Source organism: Rhodococcus sp. ZPP, assembly GCF_017656075.1.
GTDB lineage: Bacteria > Actinomycetota > Actinomycetes > Mycobacteriales > Mycobacteriaceae > Rhodococcus_F > Rhodococcus_F oxybenzonivorans.
In genome coordinates, this window is sequence record NZ_CP058638.1 from 5997928 (window position 1) to 6018166 (window position 20239).

The following is a 20239-nucleotide window of genomic DNA, read 5'->3' on the forward strand; positions in this document are numbered from 1 at the left end:
AGCAGGCGGAACGTCAGCGCCCTGTGCGGGCCAATTCCATCGTCTCGGCAAGCAACTTGGCCACGGCATCGGCCTCGGTGAGGAACCCGTCGTGGCCGTCCCGGGAGTTGAGTACCCGGAGGCCGTCGCAGGTGGGGATCTCGTTGGCGAGGTCCTCCTGCAGGCGGATCGGATAGAGCCGATCCGAGTCGACGCCGCCCACGATCACCGGTGCAGTCACGGTGGCGAGCGCAGCGGCGACCCCACCGCGGCCGCGGCCGACGTCGTGCCGGTTCATCGCCTCGCTGAGAAGCACATAGGTGCTCGGATCGAACCTGCCGACCAGCTTGTCCGCCTGGTGCTGCAGATAGCTCTCGACGGAATACCGGCCGCCACGCCACGGGTCCTCGCCCACCTGCGGGGAGTTTGCGAACCGTGAATCGAGCTCGCTCTCGCTGCGGTAGGTGAGATGGGCGATCCTGCGGGCGATGCCGAGCCCGGTACGGGGAATCCGCCCGGTGCCGTGATAGTCGCCGCCCTGCCAGTCGGGGTCGCTGATGATCGCTTCGATCTGCGTGGTCTGGGTACCGATCTGGTCCGCGGTCGCGCGGGCACCGACGGCCAGGACGAGTGCGGACGCGATCCGGTCGGGGTAGGTGACGGCCCATTCGAGGGCGCGCATTCCGCCCATCGACCCGCCGATGACCGACGCCAGCTTCCCGATGCCGAGAAGGTCCGTGAGTTTCTTCTCGGCCGCAATCTGGTCGCGGATGGAGATCTCGGGAAAGCGGCTGCCCCACGGACGGCCGTCTTCGGCGATCGAACCCGGCCCTGTCGTGCCCCGGCAACCGCCGAGCACGTTGGTGGCGACGACGCACCATTCGTCGGTGTCGATCGGTGCACCCGGACCCACCATCCCGCTCCACCAGCCGGGTGAAGGATGTTCGTCAGACATGGGGCCGGTCACGTGGGAGTCGCCGGTCAGAGCGTGCTCGACCAGAACCACGTTGTCCCGGGTGGGGGACAGCTCGCCCCAGCGCTGCACGGCGAGGGTGACCGACGGAAGGACGGCTCCACTCTCGAGCTCGAGAGAACCGATGTCGATGTAGCCCAGACGTCCGTCCGACACGGGCAGCTGCTGCAGTGCGCTCACGGTCAAGATGCCGCCGCCGTCAGGCCGGTTTCGATATCGGCGATGATGTCGTCGATTCCCTCGATGCCCACGGCGAGGCGCACCAGTCCGGGGGTGACGCCGCTGGCGGCCTGCTCCTCGGCGGTCAGCTGCGAATGGGTGGTGGACGCGGGATGGATCACCAGGGAACGCACGTCACCGATGTTGGCGACGTGGCTGTGCAAGGTGAGAGCGTTGACGAACTTCTTTCCGGCGTCGATTCCGCCGGCGAGTTCGAACGTCACGATGGCGCCTGCGCCCTTGGGTGCGATCTGCTTGGCGCGCTCGTGCCAGGGTGAGGAAGCGAGCCCGGTGTAGCCGACCGAGATGACCTCGGGCCGGGCCTCGAGGTACTGGGCCACGGTGGTCGCGTTCGACACGTGCCGTTCCATGCGAAGGCTCAGCGTTTCGAGGCCCTGTGCGATGAGGAACGCGTTGAAGGGCGAGATGGCGGAACCGAGGTCGCGCAGCAGCTGCACCCGCGCTTTGAGGGCGTAAGCCGGTGGACCGAGTTCGGCGAAGACGACCCCGTGGTAACTGGGGTCGGGGGTGGTGAAGTTCGGGTGCCGGCCCTGGGTCCAGTCGAAGGTGCCGCCGTCGACGATCACACCGGCGATCGCCGTGCCGTGGCCACCGAGGTACTTGGTAGCCGAATGGACCACGATGTCCGCGCCGTGTTCGAGCGGGCGGATGAGGTAGGGCGTGGGCACGGTGTTGTCGACGATCAGCGGAATGCCGTGCTGATGCGCGATGCCGGAGATGCCCGGGAGGTCGAGGACGTCGTTCCGCGGATTCGACACGGTCTCGCCGTAGAAGGCCTTGGTGTTGTCGCGAATCGCGCTGCGCCACTGCTCGAGGTCGTCGGGATCCTCGACGAACGAGACCTCGATGCCGAGCTTGGGCAGCGTGTAGTGGAAGAGGTTGTAGGTGCCGCCGTAGAGACGGGGGCTGGAGACGATGTGGTCGCCGGCCTCGGCGAGGTTGAGAATCGCGAAGGTCTCCGCGGCCTGTCCGGACGAGAGCAGCAGTGCGGCGACGCCCCCTTCGAGTGCGGCTATGCGCTGCTCGACGGCGTCCTGGGTGGGGTTCATGATGCGGGTGTAGATGTTGCCCGGCTCGGCCAGGCCGAACAGTGCGGCAGCATGATCGGTGTTGTCGAAGGTGTACGAGGTGGTCTGGTAGATCGGCAGTGCCCGCGCCTTCGTGGTGGCGTCGGATGTCTGCCCGGCGTGGATCTGCTTGGTCTCGAACGACCAGTTCTCGGTCATGTGCTGTCTACTCCAGTGGTCTGACGAGGCGCGGACGACATATTCGGGATCGTTCGCGCACAGGGCGTGGCTGGGGTCTATCTACGACAACAACAACACATCATGAACCTCCGATGTCGGACCCGCGCTTGTCACCCGACTGCGTGTTAATCAGGGAACCAGGTCATCACCCGGGGCACCCCACCGCGGTGGAGGGTTGCCGGCCAGCTAGCCGGGGCTCGTTGCTGGCACTCATGACCTCTGGTGATCTTAGCGGCTGGAGCCGAACGACCGGAAACGGCACCGATCAGGGCCCCTAGCAGGGAAAAGTTACCCGTGAGTAGGAGCAGGTTGCAGGGCCCCAGGTATTGCGAGCCCGGCGCATAGCAGTACGCTTGTCTTGTTTAGGCGCGGTCTCCCAGCGACCGTCCTGACCGTCTACGTTTGATAAGCGAACCGTTCGCGGACCCACTCACAAAGTGTGCCCGCAACCGTGTAACCAGGGAAACTTCCTAGGAGGACGCGAAGCACCCATGTCCAAAATCAAGGTTGAGGGCACCGTCGTCGAACTCGACGGCGACGAGATGACGCGCATTATCTGGCAGTTCATCAAAGACAAATTGATCCATCCTTACCTGGATGTGAACCTCGAGTACTACGACCTCGGCATCGAATACCGGGACGAGACCGACGACCAGGTGACCGTCGACGCGGCCAACGCCATCAAGAAGCACGGCGTGGGCGTCAAGTGCGCGACCATCACCCCGGACGAGGCCCGTGTCGAGGAGTTCGGCCTGAAGAAGATGTGGCGGTCGCCCAACGGCACCATCCGTAACATCCTCGGTGGAACGATCTTCCGTGCGCCGATCATCATCTCCAACGTTCCGCGACTGGTTCCGGGCTGGACCAAGCCGATCATCATCGGCCGCCACGCCTTCGGTGACCAGTACCGCGCCACCGACTTCAAGGTTCCCGGCCCCGGCAAGGTGATGATCACCTACACGCCCGAGGACGGCAGCGAGCCGATCGAGCACGAGCTGGTGAACTTCCCCGAGGACGGCGGCGTCGTCCAGGGTCAGTACAACTTCACCAAGTCCATCACGGACTTTGCCCGGGCCTCGCTCAACTACGGCCTGCAGCAGAACTACCCGGTCTACCTGTCGACCAAGAACACGATCCTCAAGGCCTACGACGGCGCGTTCAAGGACATCTTCCAGCACGTCTACGAAACCGAGTTCAAGTCGGAGTTCGACGCGGCAGGTCTGACCTATGAGCACCGCCTCATCGACGACATGGTGGCGTCGGCGCTCAAGTGGGAGGGCGGCTACGTCTGGGCGTGCAAGAACTACGACGGCGACGTGCAGTCCGACACCGTGGCCCAGGGCTTCGGATCGCTCGGCCTCATGACCTCCGTGCTGCTGACCCCGGACGGAAAGACCTGTGAAGCGGAGGCCGCACACGGCACCGTGACGCGTCACTTCCGTCAGCACCAGCAGGGCAAGCCGACGTCCACGAACCCCATCGCGTCCATCTTCGCGTGGACCCGTGGACTCGAGCACCGCGGCAAGCTGGACAACACCCCCGACGTCATCGCCTTCGCGCAGAAGCTCGAGGACGTGGTCATCAAGACCGTCGAGGGTGGCCAGATGACCAAGGACCTCGCGATGCTGGTCGGCGGCGATCAGGGCTTCCTGACCACCGAGGAGTTCCTCGGTGCGCTCGACATCAACCTCCAGAAGGCCATCGCCGAGCAGTAAGCGCACAGCACCTCCAGCAGTACAGATACGGGACGTTCCCTCTGTGGGGGCGTCCCGTTCTGTGTTCGCAGGTCAGCCGTGGGTGAGTGAGCTCACGGCCGTTCCATGCACGGCTGGGCCGGAACAGGGAAGAGAATCCCTCCGGAGGTCGTTGCCGACTGAGGCGCTCTCTGCCGCGTAGTCGTGTACGTCTCTATCCGAAAGTGTGTCTTCTGTGAGCACCTCCACGTCCATCCGCCCCGAGCCGGCCGGTGTCGTCGCGCACCATTCATCGGTCCGCACGCTCGCCATGGTCGCGCTCGCCCTGGGTGGGTTCGGCATCGGGACCACCGAGTTCGTCGCCATGGGCCTCCTGCCCGACATCGCGGCGAGCCTGGGCATCAGCGAGCCGATTGCGGGGCACGTGATCTCGGCGTACGCGCTGGGAGTGGTCGTCGGGGCGCCGCTCATCGCCGCCCTGACGGCGCGAGTGCAGCGCAAGACGCTGCTGATCGCGTTGATGGCCGCCTTCACGCTCGGCAATGCCGCCACCGTGGTGGCACCGAACTATGGGGTCCTGATGGCTGCACGCTTCGTGGCGGGCCTACCGCACGGTGCCTATTTCGGGGTCGCAGCACTCGTCGCCGCACACCTCGCGGAGCGCGGCAAGCGGGCCAAGGCCGTGGCCCTCGTGATGATGGGACTGTCCGTGGCCAACGTCGTGGGTGTGCCCGCCGCGTCGTGGCTGGGCCAGAATCTCGGCTGGCGTAGCGCCTTCGTCCTTGTTGCCGGCATCGGCACGGCGACCCTCGTCGCCATCTGGTCCTGGCTGCCTCCACTCGCGGCGATGCGGATGACCAATCCGCTTACCGAACTCGGCGCCCTCCGCCGTCCTCAGGTGTGGATGACGCTGATCATCGGCATGGTGGGGTTCGGCGGCATGTTCGCCGTCTACACGTACATCAGTACGACGCTCACCGATGTCGCCGGACTCTCGCGGTCCCTGGTGCCACTGGCGCTGATGATCTACGGGCTCGGCATGGTGGCGGGCAATCTCCTCGGCGGCCGACTGGCCGACCGGGCACTGGTTCCCGGTCTCTTCGTCTCGATGACGGCGCTCGGGGTGCTCCTCGCGGTTTTCGTCATCGCCTCCCACAACCCGTACACGGCGCTCGTGCTCGTCTTCGGTGTGGGCGCGGCGGGTGCCTCGATGGTGCCGGGGTTGCAGACCCGGCTGATGGACGTCGCCGCGGACGCCCAGACGCTCGCGGCGTCCCTCAACCACGCCGCGCTCAACATCGCGAACGCCTTCGGAGCCTGGATCGGTGGTGTCGTGATCGCGGCCGGCTACGGGTACACGGCTCCCGCAGCGGTCGGTGCGCTGCTCGCCGTGGCCGGGCTCGTGGTCCTCACCGTCGCGGTAGCCATGGAACGCCGCAGCGCCCGTTCGTCTCGGTAGCCGCGCTGTCGTACGCGTCCGCTACGGTGCTTGCCGTGCCACACATCATCACCACCGTCAATGTCAACGGCGTTCGCGCCGCCGCCCGCAAGGGGCTCACCGAGTGGATCGAGCGCACCGAGGCCGACGTCGTGTGCCTGCAGGAGACGCGGGCGTCCGACGAACAGCTGGCCGAGACTCTCGCGCCTGCGCTGGCGAGCGGCTGGCATCTCGCGTCCGCGGAGCCGTCGGCGAAGGGACGCAACGGTGTCGCCGTCCTCTCGCGTAGACCGGCGGACGCCTTTCGGGTGGGTCACGGTGACGAGGAATTCCTGGGAGCGGGCCGGTACCTCGAGGCCGATTTCGACGATCTGACGGTCGCGAGCCTGTACCTGCCGCCGGCGAGGCACAAACGCCCCGGCAGGAGGAGAAGGAACGGTTCATGCAGTCCTTCGGCCGCTACCTGGCAGACAGCGCCCGCGCTGCGGTCGCCGCCGGGCGGCACATGGTGGTGTGCGGCGACTGGAACATCGCTCACACCGAACTCGACCTGAAGAACTGGAAGACCAACAAGAAAAACTCCGGGTTCCTGCCGCACGAGCGCGAATGGATGAGCGCTCTCTTCGCGGAGGACGCCCATTGGTCTGACGTGGTGCGTCTCCTCCACCCCGACATCGCCGGCCCGTACTCGTGGTGGTCCTACCGGGGAAAGGCGTTCGACAACGACTCCGGATGGCGCATCGACTACCAGATCGCCACCAGAGCGCTCGCGGAACGCGCCAAGCAGGCTGTGGTCGAGAGAGCTGAGAGTTACGACCAGCGGTGGTCGGATCATGCACCCGTCACCGTCCAGTACCGCTGACCCCGGTATCTGATTCGTCTCGTTCCGCCCCACGTGAAAAGATCAGTACTCATGTCGACCCCTGCAGATCAGAAGCCCACCGCCAGGCCCCGGGTGCTCTCCGGCATCCAGCCCACCGCCGACTCGTTCCACCTCGGCAACTTCCTGGGCGCGCTGCAGCAGTGGGTTCCTCTGCAGGACGAATTCGACGCGTTCTACTTCATCCCGGATCTGCACGCGATCACCGTCGCGCAGGATCCCAAGGAGTTGCGTCGTCGCACCAAGATCGCTGTGGCCCAATTGCTCGCCGTCGGAATCGACCCCGACCGCTCGACGCTGTTCGTGCAGAGCCAGGTTCCGGAGCATGCGCAGTTGGCGTGGGTCCTCAACTGCATCACCGGTTTCGGTGAGGCCAGCCGCATGACGCAGTTCAAGGACAAGTCCGCAAAACAGGGCACCGAGAACGCCAGCGTCGGTCTGTTCACCTACCCGGTGCTGATGGCCGCCGACATCCTGCTCTACCGGCCGCAGCGTGTCCCGGTCGGCGAAGACCAGCGCCAGCACCTCGAATTGGCCCGCGATCTCGCCCAGCGGTTCAACACCCGGTTCGGCAAGGCGTTCGTGATCCCCGAGGCCCAGATCATCAAGGGCACCGCCAAGATCTTCGACCTGCAGGATCCGACGTCGAAGATGAGCAAATCGGGGCCGAGTCCCTCCGGTCTGATCAATCTGCTCGACGACCCCAAGGTATCCGCGAAGAAGATCAAGTCCGCCGTGACCGACAACGAGCGGGAGATCCGTTACGACCGGGAGACCAAACCCGGTGTGAGCAACCTGCTGACCATTCAGTCCGCACTGTCCGGCACGCCCATCGAGACATTGGTGGCGGGCTACGAGGGCAAGGGATACGGCGATCTGAAATCCGATACGGCCGACGTTCTCACCGACTTCGTGACACCGTTACGGGCGAAGGTCGACGAGTTCCTCGCGGACGAGGCCGAACTGGATCGGATCATCGCAGCCGGTGCGCACCGCGCCCGTGAGGTGTCGTCGCAGACGCTGGCGACCGTGTACGAGAAGGTCGGGTTCCTGACACCGAAGGGTTGAGCACCGTGGCGGACGAAGCGAGCATCCTCGAGAAACAGCGGGCAGCGCGCCCTTGGTTCGACCACGTGATACGGGCCGCCGGGCGATACCAGCAGCAGAAGGGCGACTACTACGCCGCAGGAATCACGTATTTCAGTGTGCTGGCACTCATTCCGATTCTGATGATCGCGTTCGCCATCGCCGGTTTCGTACTCGCCGGCCAGCCGGAGTTGCTGCAGGAACTGCAGGAGAGCATCACCAAGAATGTTCCCGGGAGTCTCGGGGACACGCTCAACACCGTCATCGATTCGGCGATTGCGTCCCGCGCCGGCGTGGGTGTCCTCGGCCTGCTCGGTGCCGCCTACGCGGGGCTCGGGTGGATGGCGAATCTGCGCGATGCCCTCACCGCGATGTGGGAAAGTACCCACGAATCCCCGGGCTTCCTGAAGACCAAGCTGGGTGATGCGGGGGCTCTCATCGGACTCGGTCTGGCGATGGTGGTGTCGCTGGGCGCGTCGGCCCTCAGTAGCGGTCCGGTGGCAGGCACAGTCGTGAGGGTGTTGAACCTCGGCAACATCGCGGGCATCGACCTCGGTTTGCGCGTCCTGTCGGCGCTGGTGTCCGTGGTCGCTACCTGGGCGGTGTTCACCTGGGTGATCTCCCGCCTACCCCGCGAACCTGTTGCCTTCCGCAGTGCGATGAAGGCGGCTGTGCTCGCCGCGGTGGTGTTCGAGGCCTTCAAGCAGGTCGGGGCCATCTATCTGTCGATCGTCACCAGCGGTCCGGCCGGCGTGGCGTTCGGACCCATCATCGGTCTCCTGGTCTTCATCTACCTGACGTGCCGGATGCTGCTCTTCGCGACCGCGTGGGCGGCCACTACCCAGGAGAGTCTGGCGCTCGCATTCGTCCCCCCGCCGGATCCGGCGGTCATCACGCCTCGCGTCCAGGTCAACGAAGGTCCCGGGATCGGCGGCGGACTCGCTCTCGTCGGCGCAGGCGCACTCGCCGCGCTGGGACTGTCCGGCCTTCTGTTCCGCAGTAAACGCTGACGGCGGCAGTCAACGACGGCGCAGGAGGCGCCACGCCCAGAGCAGCAGCACGAGGATGATCGCCGAACCGCCGACGCCTACACCGATGCGCAGAGCTGTGGTGTCGTCGGCGCGATCGGAGCTGGAGGCGACGCCAGAGCTGGTCGTGTCAGCCGAATTCTGATCCGGCGTTGCTGCAAGTACCGCGCCGGAGGAGTCCTCGGACGGTTCGAGATCGATGAGGGAACCCACCTCCGCGTCTGAATCGAGCCCGAATCCGTAGTCCAGCAACCGGGCGGCCTGTTCCCAGGGCCGGATGGGTTGAGCTTCGGCGCCCATGAGAGTGACCACCAATCGACGGCCACCGTGGTCGGCGCCGCCGACGTAGGTGTGGCGCGCATCGTCCGTGAATCCGGTCTTGCCGCCCAGTGCGCCGGGATAGTTGTAGAGAAGTTGGTTGTCGTTGGCCAACGCGAATGGGGGACGGTCCTGATCCTCGGGTATCGCGGGGTCCCTGGGGAATCCGGGGAATTGCACAGTCTCCGTGGAGATCAGCTCGGCGAACGTCGGGTTCTTCATCGCGGCGTGGAAGATCAGGGCCAGGTCGAACGGGGAGCTGCTCATGCCGGGCCCGTCCAGCCCGGACGGCGTCGCCGTACGGGTGTCGTGGGCGCCGAGAGTCTCGGCGAGGCGATTCATCTTCTCGACCGCGGCATCGTCGCCGCCCAACTGCCGTGCCAGTAGATGAGCCGCGTCGTTGCCCGACGCCATCACCAGGCCCTGCATCAGTTGTCGATTGGTGTATCGGCCGTTCTTGCCGATTCCGACGGCGCTACCCTCCACCTCGGCGTCTTCGGCGGTGGCCGTCACAGTCTTGTCGAGGTCGAGCTCATCGAGAGCCACGAGCGCCAGCAGCATCTTGATGGTGCTGGCAGGGCGGTATCGGCCGTGCGGGTCCTTGGCAGCGAGCACGGCGCCGCTGTCGATGTCCGCGACGACCCATCCCGACGCGGAGATGTCCGCGGGAGGTGGCGGTGCGTCGTCGGGAAGAACCACCCCGCAGGCGCCGAGCTTCGCACCACCGACAGGGCGGTCGGGCACGGCCATCGCGCTCGGTGTCGGATCACCCGGCCGAGGAACCTCCGAAGAGTCGACCGCGGGAGCGGGAGACGACCGGTTCGGACAGTTGTCGGTGTTGGGAGTGGTGAACGGCGTCGACGTGGGCGGCGACGGAACGACAGGAGGAATAGCGCCCGCAGACGTCACCGAGAGTCCGGCGAAGAGAACCCCGGACACGACTGCGATACCCACTCGACGCCACCTCATCGAAGAAGGAGCGTATGTCATGGGTACCGAGCGCGAGAAAAGCACTGGCCGAGTGACATCCATTCGTGACGTCGAGGCGAGCGCGTGCCCGCCCGGTCGAGCGAGGACGTCGCGCCGGGTCTGGCGGGCCTCACCCTGAAAGCGCCGGAGCAGAGTATTTAGGGAGCCGAACCAACGCTGACATACGTGTCCATGAAGGGGATTATGAAACGGACCAGTCTCGCTCTGATGGTGGGAACGAGCGTCGCGACATCGTCGTTGCCAGCGATCCGCACTTCCGGCAATTCCCGATTCTGATGGGAGGCGACCGAGATGACGGCAGAAGATGTGGTGGGCGCGCAGACCGCAGACCGAGAATGTCGCGATTGCGGCTATAAGCCGGAGCTGAAGCGCACTCTGGGCTCCTTCCAGGTGTTCGCGGTGTCGTTCGCGTTCATCTCGGTGGCGGTCGGGATCTTCGGCACGTACAACGACGTCCTTCGAGACGCCGGTCCGGTGGGCAAGCGCGGCCTGGAACGACCCCGCCCTGAACTCGACGGCACTGAGTTGGGCGGCCGACTTCTGGCGCGCGCTGCGCCCCTACGGTGACGGCGGCTACGTCAGGTGAAGACCGCCTACGATCCGGACAACGTCTTCAATTTCGAGCAGAGCGTGCCCGTGTCACCGGCTGGACCGAGGTCTGGTGATCGATCGGAAGCGTCCTCAGACGATGCCCGCATGCTGCTCGACGCAGACGAGCGCCTGCGGTAACCGGTCCGGTTACCGCAGGCGCTCGGGAACTGCTGGTGTGCTGGGAAATTCGCTCAGCGTGCGAACAGCAATGCGCGCTTGACTTCCTGGATCGCCTTCGTGACCTGGATGCCACGCGGGCATGCGTCGGTGCAGTTGAAGGTGGTCCGGCAGCGCCAGACACCGTCCTTGTCGTTCAGGATGTCGAGGCGCTCCGAGGCGCCCTCGTCACGGCTGTCGAAGATGAAGCGGTGCGCGTTGACGATGGCAGCGGGACCGAAGTAGCTGCCGTCGCTCCAGTACACGGGGCACGACGTCGTACAGCAGGCGCACAGGATGCACTTGGTGGTGTCGTCGAAACGTGCGCGATCGTGCTGCGACTGGATGCGCTCGCGGGTGGGCTCGTTGCCGGTGGTAATGAGAAACGGCTTCACGGCGCGGAATGCGTCGAAGAAGGGTTCCATGTCGACGACGAGGTCCTTCTCCACCGGCAGACCCCTGATGGGCTCGACGGTGATCGTGACCGGCTTGCCGTCCTTGGGCAGCATGTCCTTCATGAGGAGCTTGCAGGCCAGACGGTTCACGCCGTTGATCCGCATCGCGTCCGAGCCGCACACGCCGTGGGCGCAGCTGCGCCGGAACGTGAGGGTGCCGTCGAGGTAGCCCTTCACGTAGAGGAGCAGGTTCAGCATGCGGTCGGTGGGCAGCGCCGGCACCTGGAAGCTGTCCCAGTGCTGACCCTCGCCCGACTCCGGGTTCATCCGCGCGATCTTGAGGGTGACCATGACGGCGCCCTCGGGGATGGCAGGGAGATCCGACTTGTCTTCGCTCTTGTCGACTGCAGGTGCGCTCATCAGTACTTACGCTCCATCGGCTCGTAACGGGTCTGGACTACCGGCTTGTAGTCGAGACGGATGTCGGAGAGCAGGCCGTCGCCCTCCTTGTATGCCATCGTGTGCTTCATGTACTCGGCGTCGTTGCGGTCGGGGAAGTCTTCGCGAGCGTGGCCGCCGCGGGACTCCTTGCGGTTGAGCGCACCGACGACGGTGACCTCTGCCATTTCGAGCAGGAAGCCGAGCTCGACGGCCTCGAGTAGGTCGCTGTTGTAGCGCTTGCCCTTGTCCTGCACCGTGATGTGGTTGTAGCGCTCCTTGAGGGCGCGTACGTCCTTGAGGGCCTGAGTGAGGCGCTCTTCGGTCCGAAACACCGACGCGTTGTTGTCCATGGACTGCTGCAGTTCGCTGCGGATGTCCGCGACACGCTCGTGGCCGTGATCGGAGAGGATGAGTTCCATCCAGTCCTCGACCATCTTCTGCGGGGCGTCGGGGAGCGGCACGAACTCGGTGGTGTTCGCGTGCTCCGCGGCGGCGATGCCGGCGCGGCGTCCGAAGACGTTGATGTCGAGCAGCGAGTTGGTGCCGAGGCGGTTGGCACCGTGCACAGAGACGCAGGCGCATTCACCGGCGGCGTACAGGCCGGCGACGATGTCCTCGTTGTTGCGCAGGACCTCACCGTTGATCTTGGTGGGGATACCGCCCATGACGTAGTGGCACGTCGGGTACACCGGCACCGGTTCCTTGACCGGGTCGACACCGAGGTAGGTGCGGGAGAACTCCATGATGTCCGGGAGCTTCTCGTCGAGGACTTCCTCGGGAATGTGGGTCACGTCGATGTAGACGTAATCCTTGTTCGGTCCGGCGCCGCGGCCCTCGAGTACCTCGAGCACCATCGAGCGGGCGACGATGTCACGCGGAGCGAGGTCCTTGATGGTGGGGGCGTACCGCTCCATGAAGCGCTCACCGTCCGCATTACGGAGGATGCCGCCTTCGCCACGCACCGCCTCGGAGATGAGGATGCCGAGCCCTGCCAGGCCTGTGGGATGGAACTGGTGGAACTCCATGTCCTCCAGCGGCAGGCCCTTGCGGAAGATGATGCCCATGCCGTCACCGGTGAGGGTGTGGGCGTTGGACGTCGTCTTGTACATGCGTCCCGAGCCGCCCGTGGCGAACACGATCGACTTGGCGTGGAACACGTGGATCTCGCCGGTGGCCAGCTCGTAGGCGATGACGCCGGTGGCGACCGGGCCGTTCTCCGTCTCGGTGATGGCGATGTCGAGCGCGTAGAACTCGTTGAAGAACTCGACGTCGTGCTTGACGCAGTTCTGGTAGAGCGTCTGCAGGATCATGTGGCCGGTGCGGTCGGCGGCGTAACACGCACGGCGCACGGGGGCCTTGCCGTGATCGCGGGTGTGGCCACCGAAACGACGCTGGTCGATCTTGCCCTCGGGAGTGCGGTTGAACGGCAGACCCATCTTCTCGAGGTCGAGCACCGCGTCGATGGCTTCCTTCGCCATGATCTCGACGGCGTCCTGGTCGGCGAGGTAGTCGCCGCCCTTGACGGTGTCGAAGGTGTGCCACTCCCAGTTGTCTTCCTCGACGTTCGCCAGTGCCGCGCACATGCCGCCCTGGGCAGCGCCCGTGTGGCTGCGGGTGGGGTAGAGCTTGGTCAGAACCGCGGTGCGGGCGCGCGGCCCGGCCTCGATCGCTGCGCGCATGCCGGCGCCGCCGGCACCGACGATGACCACGTCATAACGGTGTTCCTGCATGAAGTCTGTGCTCCCCTAGCTCGCCGAGATATTGGGGTCGAAGGTGAAGATGACGTACGTGCCCAGGCCCATGATCAGGATCATCGAGAGAACGAGGATCGTGGTCAGCCAGAAGCGCGTGGAGTCCTTGCGGGAGTAGTCCGCAATGACGGTCCGGAGTCCGTTGCCGCCGTGCAGCTGGGCAAGCCAGAGCATGGTGAGGTCCCAGAACTGCCAGAACGGGCTGGACCAGCGGCCTGCGACGAACGCGAAGTTGATGCGGTGCACACCGTCGTCGAGCATCAGCATGATGAACAGGTGGCCGAGGACGAGGAAGATCAGCGCGAGACCGGAGAACCGCATGAACAGCCACGCGTACAGCTCGAAGTTGTTCTTCGACGTCCGGCGCGGTGAGCGCGGGTTGTCCAGGCTGGCGGGACGGTCGTAGGTCTTGCCGAGACTCTTGGCTTCTGTCGTCATGTCAGTGCCCCGCAAACATGTTGTAGAAGATGCGGCCGGCGCCCGGGATCATCACCAGGAACCAGATCGCGAGAATGACCCAGAGCATGAGGCGCTGGTATTGCGGCCCCTTGGACCAGAAGTCCACCAGCATCACCCGGACACCGTTCAGTGCGTGGTACAGCACCGCGGCGACGAGCGCGAGTTCCATGAGCCCGACGATCGGGTTCTTGTAGGTCTCGATGACACTGTCGTACGTGTCGGGATTCACGCGCACGAGCGCGGTATCCAGCACGTGGACGAAAAGGAAGAAGAACGTCATTACGCCTGTGATCCGGTGCAAAACCCAGGACCACATTCCGGGGTCGCCCCGGTAAAGCGACCGTGTGCGCTCCTTGGCCGGAGCGGCTTCAGTCGTGCTACTCATCGAGTGCTGTGCCTCCAACGTCATTGGTGGACGCGTCGAGCCTGCGTAGCTTTTCGGGGGTACCTCAGCTGGACCCGACGAGATCCTGAACCGACTTCTCTGAACTGTAAACCCAACAGAATCTCGGGAACTAACTCGACTCCGGATTCGTACAGCCTGCGGAAACGAAGTTAGGTTTGCCTCCCCAAATCGAAATGAGGGCTTCAGGGGGATTCTCTGCATCCATTCAGTGGGCATGATTGGATGGTCAACCATGAGCGAGATCGATTGGAATCTGTTGCGCGCCAACGCGCAACGGGTGATGAGTAGGGCCTACGCGCCCTACTCCGGATTTGCCGTGGGTGCGGCTGCACTGGTGGACGATGGGCGAATTGTCGTCGGATGCAATGTGGAAAATGTCTCATACGGGTTAGGGCTCTGCGCCGAGTGTGTACTGGTCGGTAACTTATTTGCGGGCGGGGGAGGCAGACTGCTGGCCTTCACCTGCTGTGACGCGGCTGGGGAGATACTGATGCCGTGCGGACGTTGTCGTCAGCTACTCCTCGAGCACGGAGGCCCTCGATTGCTCGTCGATCACCGAGCCGGAATCCGGCTGTTGGACCAGTTGCTGCCGGACGCCTTCGGTCCGGACGAGACCGAAAGGATCCGCCGTGCATGATGCTGCCTCGATCATCGCCGCCAAACGAGACGGCCGAGAGCTGACCGGTGCAGAGATCGACTGGGTCGTCGAGGCATTCACCCACGGAGTCGTCGCCGACGAGCAGATGTCGGCGCTGGCGATGGCGATCTACTTCCGTGGCATGACCCGCGAGGAGGTGAGCCGATGGACCACCGCGATGATCTCCTCGGGCCGTCGGCTCGACTTCACGCACCTGGGACGCCCCACGGTGGACAAGCACTCGACAGGGGGAGTGGGCGACAAGATCACCCTCCCGTTGTCGCCGCTCGTCGCCGCTTGTGGGGCCGCCGTACCGCAGCTGTCCGGCCGCGGCCTCGGCCACACCGGGGGGACACTCGACAAGCTGGAGGCGATCCCCGGCTGGCGCGCCGACCTCGACACCTCCGAGATGGCCGAAATCCTGTCCGACCCGGCTATCGGCGCCGTGGTGTGCGCGGCCGGTGCCGATCTCGCCCCCGCCGACCGGCGGCTGTATGCGCTGCGCGACGTGACCGGGACCGTCGAATCGATTCCTCTGATCGCCAGCTCGATCATGAGCAAGAAGATCGCGGAAGGCACCGAAGCGCTGGTGCTCGATGTGAAGGTGGGGTCGGGCGCGTTCATGAAGAAGCTCGACGATGCGCGCGAGCTCGCGCAGACGATGGTGGATCTGGGGAACGACGCCGGGGTGCGGACACTGGCGTTGCTCACGGCGATGGACGCACCCCTCGGGCTCACCGCCGGCAACGCCCTCGAGGTACGGGAGGCGGTGGAGGTGCTGGCGGGCGGCGGCCCAGCAGATGTGGTCGAGCTCACCCTCGAGCTGGCCCGAGAGATGCTGAAGGCAGCGGGAATCGACGGAGTCGACCCCGCGGACAAGCTTCGGGACGGGTCCGCCATGGACCGCTGGCGGGCCATGATCGGGGCGCAGGGCGGCGACCCCGACGCCCCGCTCCCGAAAGCCCGCCACACCGAGGTGATTCTCTCGGAGACCGAGGGTGTGGTGTGTGGTCTCGACGCCATGGCGGTCGGTCTTGCTGCGTGGCGGCTGGGCGCGGGTCGAGCGCGCCAAGGTGAGGCGGTGCAGGCGGCGGCAGGCATCGAGATGCACGCGAAGCCCGGGCAGACCGTCTCGGTCGGCACTCCGCTCGCCACGCTGCACACAGACACGCCGGAGCGGTTCAGGGCGGCGAAGGTGTCACTCGACAATGCATGGACCATCGTCGCCGACGCGCCGAGCGTGACGGCTCCGCTCGTCATCGAGCGAATCGAGGAGCCCTCAGGCTAACGTCGACGCATGACCGCACTGGATCTGTCGGCCCTGCGCCGAGCGCCGAAGGTGTTGCTGCACGACCATCTCGACGGAGGTCTCCGGCCCGAGACAGTTCTCGAACTGGCCCGCGACTGCGGGTACGACGGATTGCCCGCCGATACCGCGCCGGCACTCGCCACCTGGTTCCGCGAGGCTGCGGACAGCGGGTCGCTCGAGCGTTACCTGGAGACGTTCGCTCATACGGTTGCGGTGATGCAGACACCGACAGGGCTGGAGCGGGTGGCCCGGGAATGCGCGGAGGATCTGGCGGACGACGGCGTGGTGTACGCCGAGGTCCGCTTCGCTCCCGAGCAGCACCTCGAGGAGGGGCTGACGCTCGATCAGGTGGTGGAGCAGGTACTGCTCGGCTTCCGGGCGGGGGAGTCGGCCGCGGAGACGCGCGGTCAGCGAGTGCGCGTGGGGGTCCTGCTCACCGCGATGCGGCACGCGGCGCGAAGCCGGGAAATCGCAGAACTCGCAGTTCGGTTCCGCGACCGCGGTGTGGTCGGTTTCGATATCGCCGGAGCCGAGGCCGGTAACCCGCCGAGCCGTCACCTCGATGCCTTCGAATACATGCGCAACAACAATGCGCACTTCACCATCCACGCCGGCGAGGCATTCGGCCTGCCGTCGATCCACGAGGCCATCGCCTTCTGCGGCACGGACAGGCTGGGGCACGGGGTTCGGATCACCGACGACATCACGATCGGCGACGACGGTGTCCCCGTTCTGGGATCGCTCGCGAACTATGTGCGCGACAAGCGGATTCCGTTGGAACTGTGTCCGAGTTCGAACGTTCAGACCGGAGCGGTCGATGCCCTCGAGAATCATCCGTTCGGCCTGCTCGCACAGTTGCGGTTCCGGGTGACGGTCAACACCGACAACCGGTTGATGAGCGATACCACGATGAGCCGCGAGATGCTTCGACTGGTCGAGACGTTCGGTTACGGCTGGACGGACCTCGAGCGCTACACGATCAATGCCATGAAGTCGGCGTTCATCCCGTTCGATCAGCGACTCCAGCTGATCGACGAAGTGATCAAGCCGGGATTCGCCGTCCTGGTGGGCTGAGCGTTGTCGTGCCTAGACCGCGCGCAGGCGAGCCTCGAATTCGCGCTCGAGGGTGCGCCATGCGTCGGCCTCGGAGTCGAACGGCGCGCTGGGTGCCAGTCGGGTGGGGTCGGGGTCGAGAATGAACGACACGTACCAGCCGAGCGGGTTGGACGTGGCGAGCGCGGTTTCCACCGAGTCGTCGTCGGCGAAGTCCGCTGCATCGGTGAACAATTCGACGGCGAGGTCGAGTTGGTCCGCGTCCACGGCTTTCGGTCCGGCGGCCAGGTCGTCGGCCAAACCGGGAAGGACGTACACGTTCTCATCCGTGACCTCCACCTCGAGTGAGCCGTCCACGGCCGCCACTTGAATCTCTTCGTAGGTGCTGACCTGGGCAAGGGCGTGCTCGTGGTTGTCGGCAAGGTAACGCGCGAGGGCACGCTCCGAGGTGAACACGAAGATCACGCCTTCGCGTCCCAGGAACAGAGCGTCATCGTCGAGATAGCACCGAAGGGTGAAGTAGGTGCCGCCCGAGGTGATGATCTTGATGGGATCGACGCCCACCGAGCCCCAGAACGAGTCGTCCTCGTCGTCGTCTTCTTCTTCCAGATCGAGGGGAACGAACTCCTCCTCTTCTTCGGCCTCCGCGGCGTCGTCCACGTCCACGGTGTTCTCGTCGGCGGCCAGCAACTCTGCTTCCGCAACGGCCACCGCATCGGCGTCGACGTCGGGGGTGGACACGATGCCGTCGATGGCGTCGAGGACGTCGTCCCAGCCTTTCGCTATGGCCGTTCCGATCTGGCTCCAGAGCTCTTCGCCTTCGCGACCCTCGAATGCACTCACACCTGCGGGGAGTGCGCCGAGGATCGGATTGGCGCTGAAGAATTTGACGACGGCGTCGAGCTCGCAGACTTCGCCGATGTTGCGCACCATGTTGAGCGTGTCTTCGAGTTCGCTGACGACGATGGCGTCGGGGTCGCTCGCAGCGAGTTCCGGCACCCCGATCAGATCGAAGCAGAAGTTCTCGTCCGGTTCGAGTTCGGCGGCGGACAGCCCGGATACGACGCTCCACGCAGGATGCTCGACGAGATCGTTGTCGGTATTCGTGCGGATGAACGCAGCCAACTCCGCCACCGATTCGAACCCGTACAGGTCTTCCTCGTGACCCAGGAATGCTTCCCACTCGTCGTCGCCCTCACGCCACCGTGGGGCCCACAGTGTGACGAGGTCGCCGTCGGTGAGACCTAGTTCGATCGGGACGATGTCTCCAGCCATGGCGGGAAGCCTATCGACCCGGCGGCCAAAGATATACCCGGCCCATGGCTAGACCTTCCCGAACTCGTCGTGCAACGTCGTCATGACCTGGCTGCGCTGTTCGGCGGCCACGCGCGCGGCCTCCTGGGTGGTGCCGGTAATCAGCGTGGCCAGGGCCACGGGGTCGAGGCCGGCGATGGAATCGTTCATCCACAGGCCGGTCAGGGTTCCGTTGCCGTCCACCTCGGCGGTGACGTGATCGGACTCACTCGAGGCGCGGGCCTTGATCGACCGCAGTCCCTCGAGTGCTTCCTCGAGGAGAGCGACCTGTTCGGTGGCACGGCCGACGATGGTGTCCATTTCGTGTTCGCTCACAGTGGTCGCATCCAGCTCGTCGGGGCGGGTTCTTCCTCGTCCTCGGCGGCCTGGGCCGCTGCCACGTCGGCGCGGGTGGGCAGACCGAGCTTGTCGAGCACGTCGGCAGGCATTCCGTCACGGGCCAGTTCGTCGCGGCGCCGTGCGCCGGCTTCCATGGCGGAACGACGGCACAGCGTCAGAATCTCGTCGGCGAGGCGCTGGCCGCCGTAGCGCAGTTCGCGTGGATCGATGCGAAGTTCGAGGGGGAGACCGTGCTCGGTGGTGCGCACCGACACGGTGCCCGAACGATTGCTCACTGCTGCCGTGACTCCGGCCGGGGGTGGGGTGGGAGGAAACATGATTCCTGTCACTCGGTAGGTCGGTAGAAGCCGTAGAAGCCCATGCCGCTGTTACTGGTTCGGATGGGGCCCACCTGCACGGGGTCGCCGGCCTCCACGAGTTGGCCGTTGCCGATCACCATTGCCACGTGTCCGTCCCACACGGCCAGATCGCCCGGCATCAAGTCGCCCGGGTCGACCGCGGTACCCACGTTCTGCTCCTGTGCAAGACGCGGAATCCCCACTCCGGCTTCGCCGTACGCCCATTGCGTCAGACCGCTGCAGTCGAGGCCCTCGCCGGGAGCGGTGCCACCCCAGACATACGGGACACCTTGTTGTGACAGCGCATTGCGGACGGCGTCGGCGGCTTCCTTGTTGGGTGCCAGGGCAGTGCTGCCGTCCGGGAGAACAACCTCGACGCCCTCACCGCTGTGCGTGGCGTCGGAGGTGGCGGCGCCGCGGCCGGTAACTCCGGAATTGCCCATGAGGGAATCCGATCGGCTCCCGCTCGCGCCCCGGCCACCGGAAGAGGCGATGTTCGACACCGGACTCATCAATCCGGACATCGACGGCGCGCTCGACGAACTCGCGAATCCGGACGCCGCGCGACTCATCGGGTCGGCGCCCGCGGGGGACACCGGCGTTGCGGACGCGGGCACGGTGCTCGCGGCGGACGTGCTCGCGGGAGCAGTGGCGGCGGGCGCGGTCGGTGTGTCCTCGGCAGGGGTGAGCTCCACCATTCGCACGGTCTGCTCACTCAGTTGGGTCCGTACCGCGGCGACGACGGTGGTCGCTCTCCCGAGATGGTCGATCGCGGCAGCGATGATCATGGCTTGTCCCGGAGGGGTGGCGAGCGCCGGTCCGGCCGCGACCGCGAGGGAGAGGAACGACTGCAGGATCTCCTGCAATTGCGCCATTCCGGCCCGCACGATCTCGGACGCCTCGGCCACGACGGCAGCCATGTCGTTGCCGCGATCGGCGACGGCGACCGTGGATCGTTGCGCTTCTTCGGTCTTCACGATCGCGCCCGTACCGCCTCGTCCTTCCCAGTCTCCGTAGACGGCGCTGATCCCGGTTCGCCCGGTGTCGTGCACGGCGTCGATGGCGACCGAGGATGCACGGAGAGCGTCAGCCGGACCGCCCGCGGGGAGGACACCGCTGCCGAAGGCACCGAGGAGATCGAGCATCGGGCGGGCGAGCAAATCGATGGGGATCATGA

The 20239-nt window shown here is 65.6% G+C and carries 18 protein-coding genes, 3 pseudogenes and 1 riboswitch; of the genes and pseudogenes, 10 read left to right on the top strand and 11 right to left on the bottom strand.

Annotation, left to right across the window (positions count from 1 at the left end; all coding sequences use genetic code 11):
* Positions 1-13: 13 nt before the first annotated feature.
* Both HYG77_RS27550 and HYG77_RS27555 read right to left on the bottom strand, forming a co-directional pair.
* Complete coding sequence (locus tag HYG77_RS27550) at positions 14-1138, bottom strand: homoserine O-acetyltransferase (RefSeq protein WP_109331431.1); 1125 nt, start codon at positions 1136-1138, stop codon at positions 14-16.
* A complete protein-coding gene (locus HYG77_RS27555; protein WP_208961215.1) occupies positions 1135-2418 on the bottom strand; it encodes a bifunctional o-acetylhomoserine/o-acetylserine sulfhydrylase in 1284 nt (427 codons plus the stop codon). The genes HYG77_RS27550 and HYG77_RS27555 overlap by 4 nt, the downstream gene beginning before the upstream one ends.
* A gap of 119 nt (positions 2419-2537) precedes the next feature.
* Positions 2538-2657: riboswitch (SAM riboswitch) on the bottom strand.
* A 273-nt stretch (positions 2658-2930) separates the two neighbouring features.
* Between HYG77_RS27555 and HYG77_RS27560 the strand changes: the two genes are divergently transcribed.
* The 5 genes and pseudogenes from HYG77_RS27560 to yhjD all read left to right on the top strand — a co-directional run bounded on the left by HYG77_RS27560 (position 2931) and on the right by yhjD (position 8547).
* Positions 2931-4154 (top strand): NADP-dependent isocitrate dehydrogenase, encoded by a 1224-nt coding sequence (locus HYG77_RS27560; protein WP_109331429.1) that lies wholly within the window; start codon positions 2931-2933, stop codon positions 4152-4154.
* A 214-nt stretch (positions 4155-4368) separates the two neighbouring features.
* Positions 4369-5592, top strand: a complete 1224-nt coding sequence (locus tag HYG77_RS27565; protein ID WP_208961216.1) for an MFS transporter — start codon at positions 4369-4371, stop codon at positions 5590-5592.
* Positions 5593-5627: 35 nt separating this feature from the next.
* Positions 5628-6433: pseudogene (locus HYG77_RS27570) on the top strand (exodeoxyribonuclease III).
* 51 nt (positions 6434-6484) lie between these two features.
* Positions 6485-7519: a tryptophan--tRNA ligase gene (trpS, locus tag HYG77_RS27575; protein WP_208961217.1), complete on the top strand. Its 1035-nt coding sequence runs from the start codon at positions 6485-6487 to the stop codon at positions 7517-7519.
* A 5-nt stretch (positions 7520-7524) separates the two neighbouring features.
* The gene (gene yhjD, locus HYG77_RS27580; RefSeq protein ID WP_208961218.1) at positions 7525-8547 is read left to right on the top strand and encodes an inner membrane protein YhjD; all 1023 of its coding nucleotides are present in this window, start codon (positions 7525-7527) and stop codon (positions 8545-8547) included.
* A gap of 9 nt (positions 8548-8556) precedes the next feature.
* Here yhjD and HYG77_RS27585 read toward each other — a convergent pair whose 3' ends face one another.
* A complete protein-coding gene (locus tag HYG77_RS27585; protein WP_208961219.1) occupies positions 8557-9837 on the bottom strand; it encodes a D-alanyl-D-alanine carboxypeptidase family protein in 1281 nt (426 codons plus the stop codon).
* Between the two features lie 327 nt (positions 9838-10164).
* On the opposite strand from HYG77_RS27585, the pseudogene HYG77_RS27590 reads away from it, so the two are divergent.
* A pseudogene (locus HYG77_RS27590) lies at positions 10165-10353 on the top strand (amino acid permease); the annotation flags it as partial.
* Between the two features lie 4 nt (positions 10354-10357).
* A pseudogene (locus HYG77_RS41015) lies at positions 10358-10602 on the top strand (BBE domain-containing protein); the annotation flags it as partial.
* A 53-nt stretch (positions 10603-10655) separates the two neighbouring features.
* On the opposite strand, the gene HYG77_RS27600 reads toward HYG77_RS41015, so the two are convergent.
* Genes HYG77_RS27600 through sdhC form a run of 4 tightly spaced genes read right to left on the bottom strand, consistent with a single transcriptional unit; the run spans position 10656 to position 14051 of the window.
* Positions 10656-11435 carry a succinate dehydrogenase iron-sulfur subunit gene (locus HYG77_RS27600; protein ID WP_109331418.1) on the bottom strand — a complete coding sequence of 260 codons (780 nt, stop codon included), beginning with the start codon at positions 11433-11435 and terminating at the stop codon, positions 10656-10658.
* Entirely contained in the window at positions 11435-13186 is a 1752-nt protein-coding gene (gene sdhA, locus HYG77_RS27605; protein ID WP_159925761.1) for a succinate dehydrogenase flavoprotein subunit, read from the bottom strand. Before sdhA ends, HYG77_RS27600 begins: the two co-directional genes overlap by 1 nt.
* Before the next feature lie 15 nt (positions 13187-13201).
* Entirely contained in the window at positions 13202-13645 is a 444-nt protein-coding gene (locus HYG77_RS27610; RefSeq protein ID WP_005239887.1) for a succinate dehydrogenase hydrophobic membrane anchor subunit, read from the bottom strand.
* Between the two features lies 1 nt (position 13646).
* Positions 13647-14051 (bottom strand): succinate dehydrogenase, cytochrome b556 subunit, encoded by a 405-nt coding sequence (gene sdhC, locus HYG77_RS27615; protein WP_109335215.1) that lies wholly within the window; start codon positions 14049-14051, stop codon positions 13647-13649.
* A gap of 253 nt (positions 14052-14304) precedes the next feature.
* Here sdhC and HYG77_RS27620 point away from each other — a divergent pair, with 253 nt between their 5' ends.
* The 3 genes from HYG77_RS27620 to HYG77_RS27630 are packed head-to-tail and all read left to right on the top strand — an operon-like array spanning position 14305 to position 17092.
* The gene (locus HYG77_RS27620; RefSeq protein WP_109331416.1) at positions 14305-14709 is read left to right on the top strand and encodes a cytidine deaminase; all 405 of its coding nucleotides are present in this window, start codon (positions 14305-14307) and stop codon (positions 14707-14709) included.
* Entirely contained in the window at positions 14702-15997 is a 1296-nt protein-coding gene (locus HYG77_RS27625) for a thymidine phosphorylase (RefSeq protein ID WP_208961220.1), read from the top strand. The genes HYG77_RS27620 and HYG77_RS27625 overlap by 8 nt, the downstream gene beginning before the upstream one ends.
* Before the next feature lie 9 nt (positions 15998-16006).
* Positions 16007-17092, top strand: a complete 1086-nt coding sequence (locus tag HYG77_RS27630) for an adenosine deaminase (RefSeq protein WP_208961221.1) — start codon at positions 16007-16009, stop codon at positions 17090-17092.
* 12 nt (positions 17093-17104) lie between these two features.
* Here the strand turns inward: HYG77_RS27630 and HYG77_RS27635 are convergent, their stop codons facing one another.
* The 4 genes from HYG77_RS27635 to HYG77_RS27650 are packed head-to-tail and all read right to left on the bottom strand — an operon-like array spanning position 17105 to position 20237.
* Entirely contained in the window at positions 17105-18346 is a 1242-nt protein-coding gene (locus tag HYG77_RS27635; protein ID WP_208961222.1) for a primosomal protein, read from the bottom strand.
* 48 nt (positions 18347-18394) lie between these two features.
* The gene (locus HYG77_RS27640; RefSeq protein ID WP_109331412.1) at positions 18395-18700 is read right to left on the bottom strand and encodes a YbaB/EbfC family nucleoid-associated protein; all 306 of its coding nucleotides are present in this window, start codon (positions 18698-18700) and stop codon (positions 18395-18397) included.
* Positions 18697-19041, bottom strand: coding sequence for a hypothetical protein (locus tag HYG77_RS27645; RefSeq protein WP_109335214.1), 345 nt, complete (start codon positions 19039-19041; stop codon positions 18697-18699). Before HYG77_RS27645 ends, HYG77_RS27640 begins: the two co-directional genes overlap by 4 nt.
* A gap of 8 nt (positions 19042-19049) precedes the next feature.
* Positions 19050-20237: a C40 family peptidase gene (locus HYG77_RS27650; RefSeq protein WP_208961223.1), complete on the bottom strand. Its 1188-nt coding sequence runs from the start codon at positions 20235-20237 to the stop codon at positions 19050-19052.
* Positions 20238-20239 lie beyond the last annotated feature (2 nt).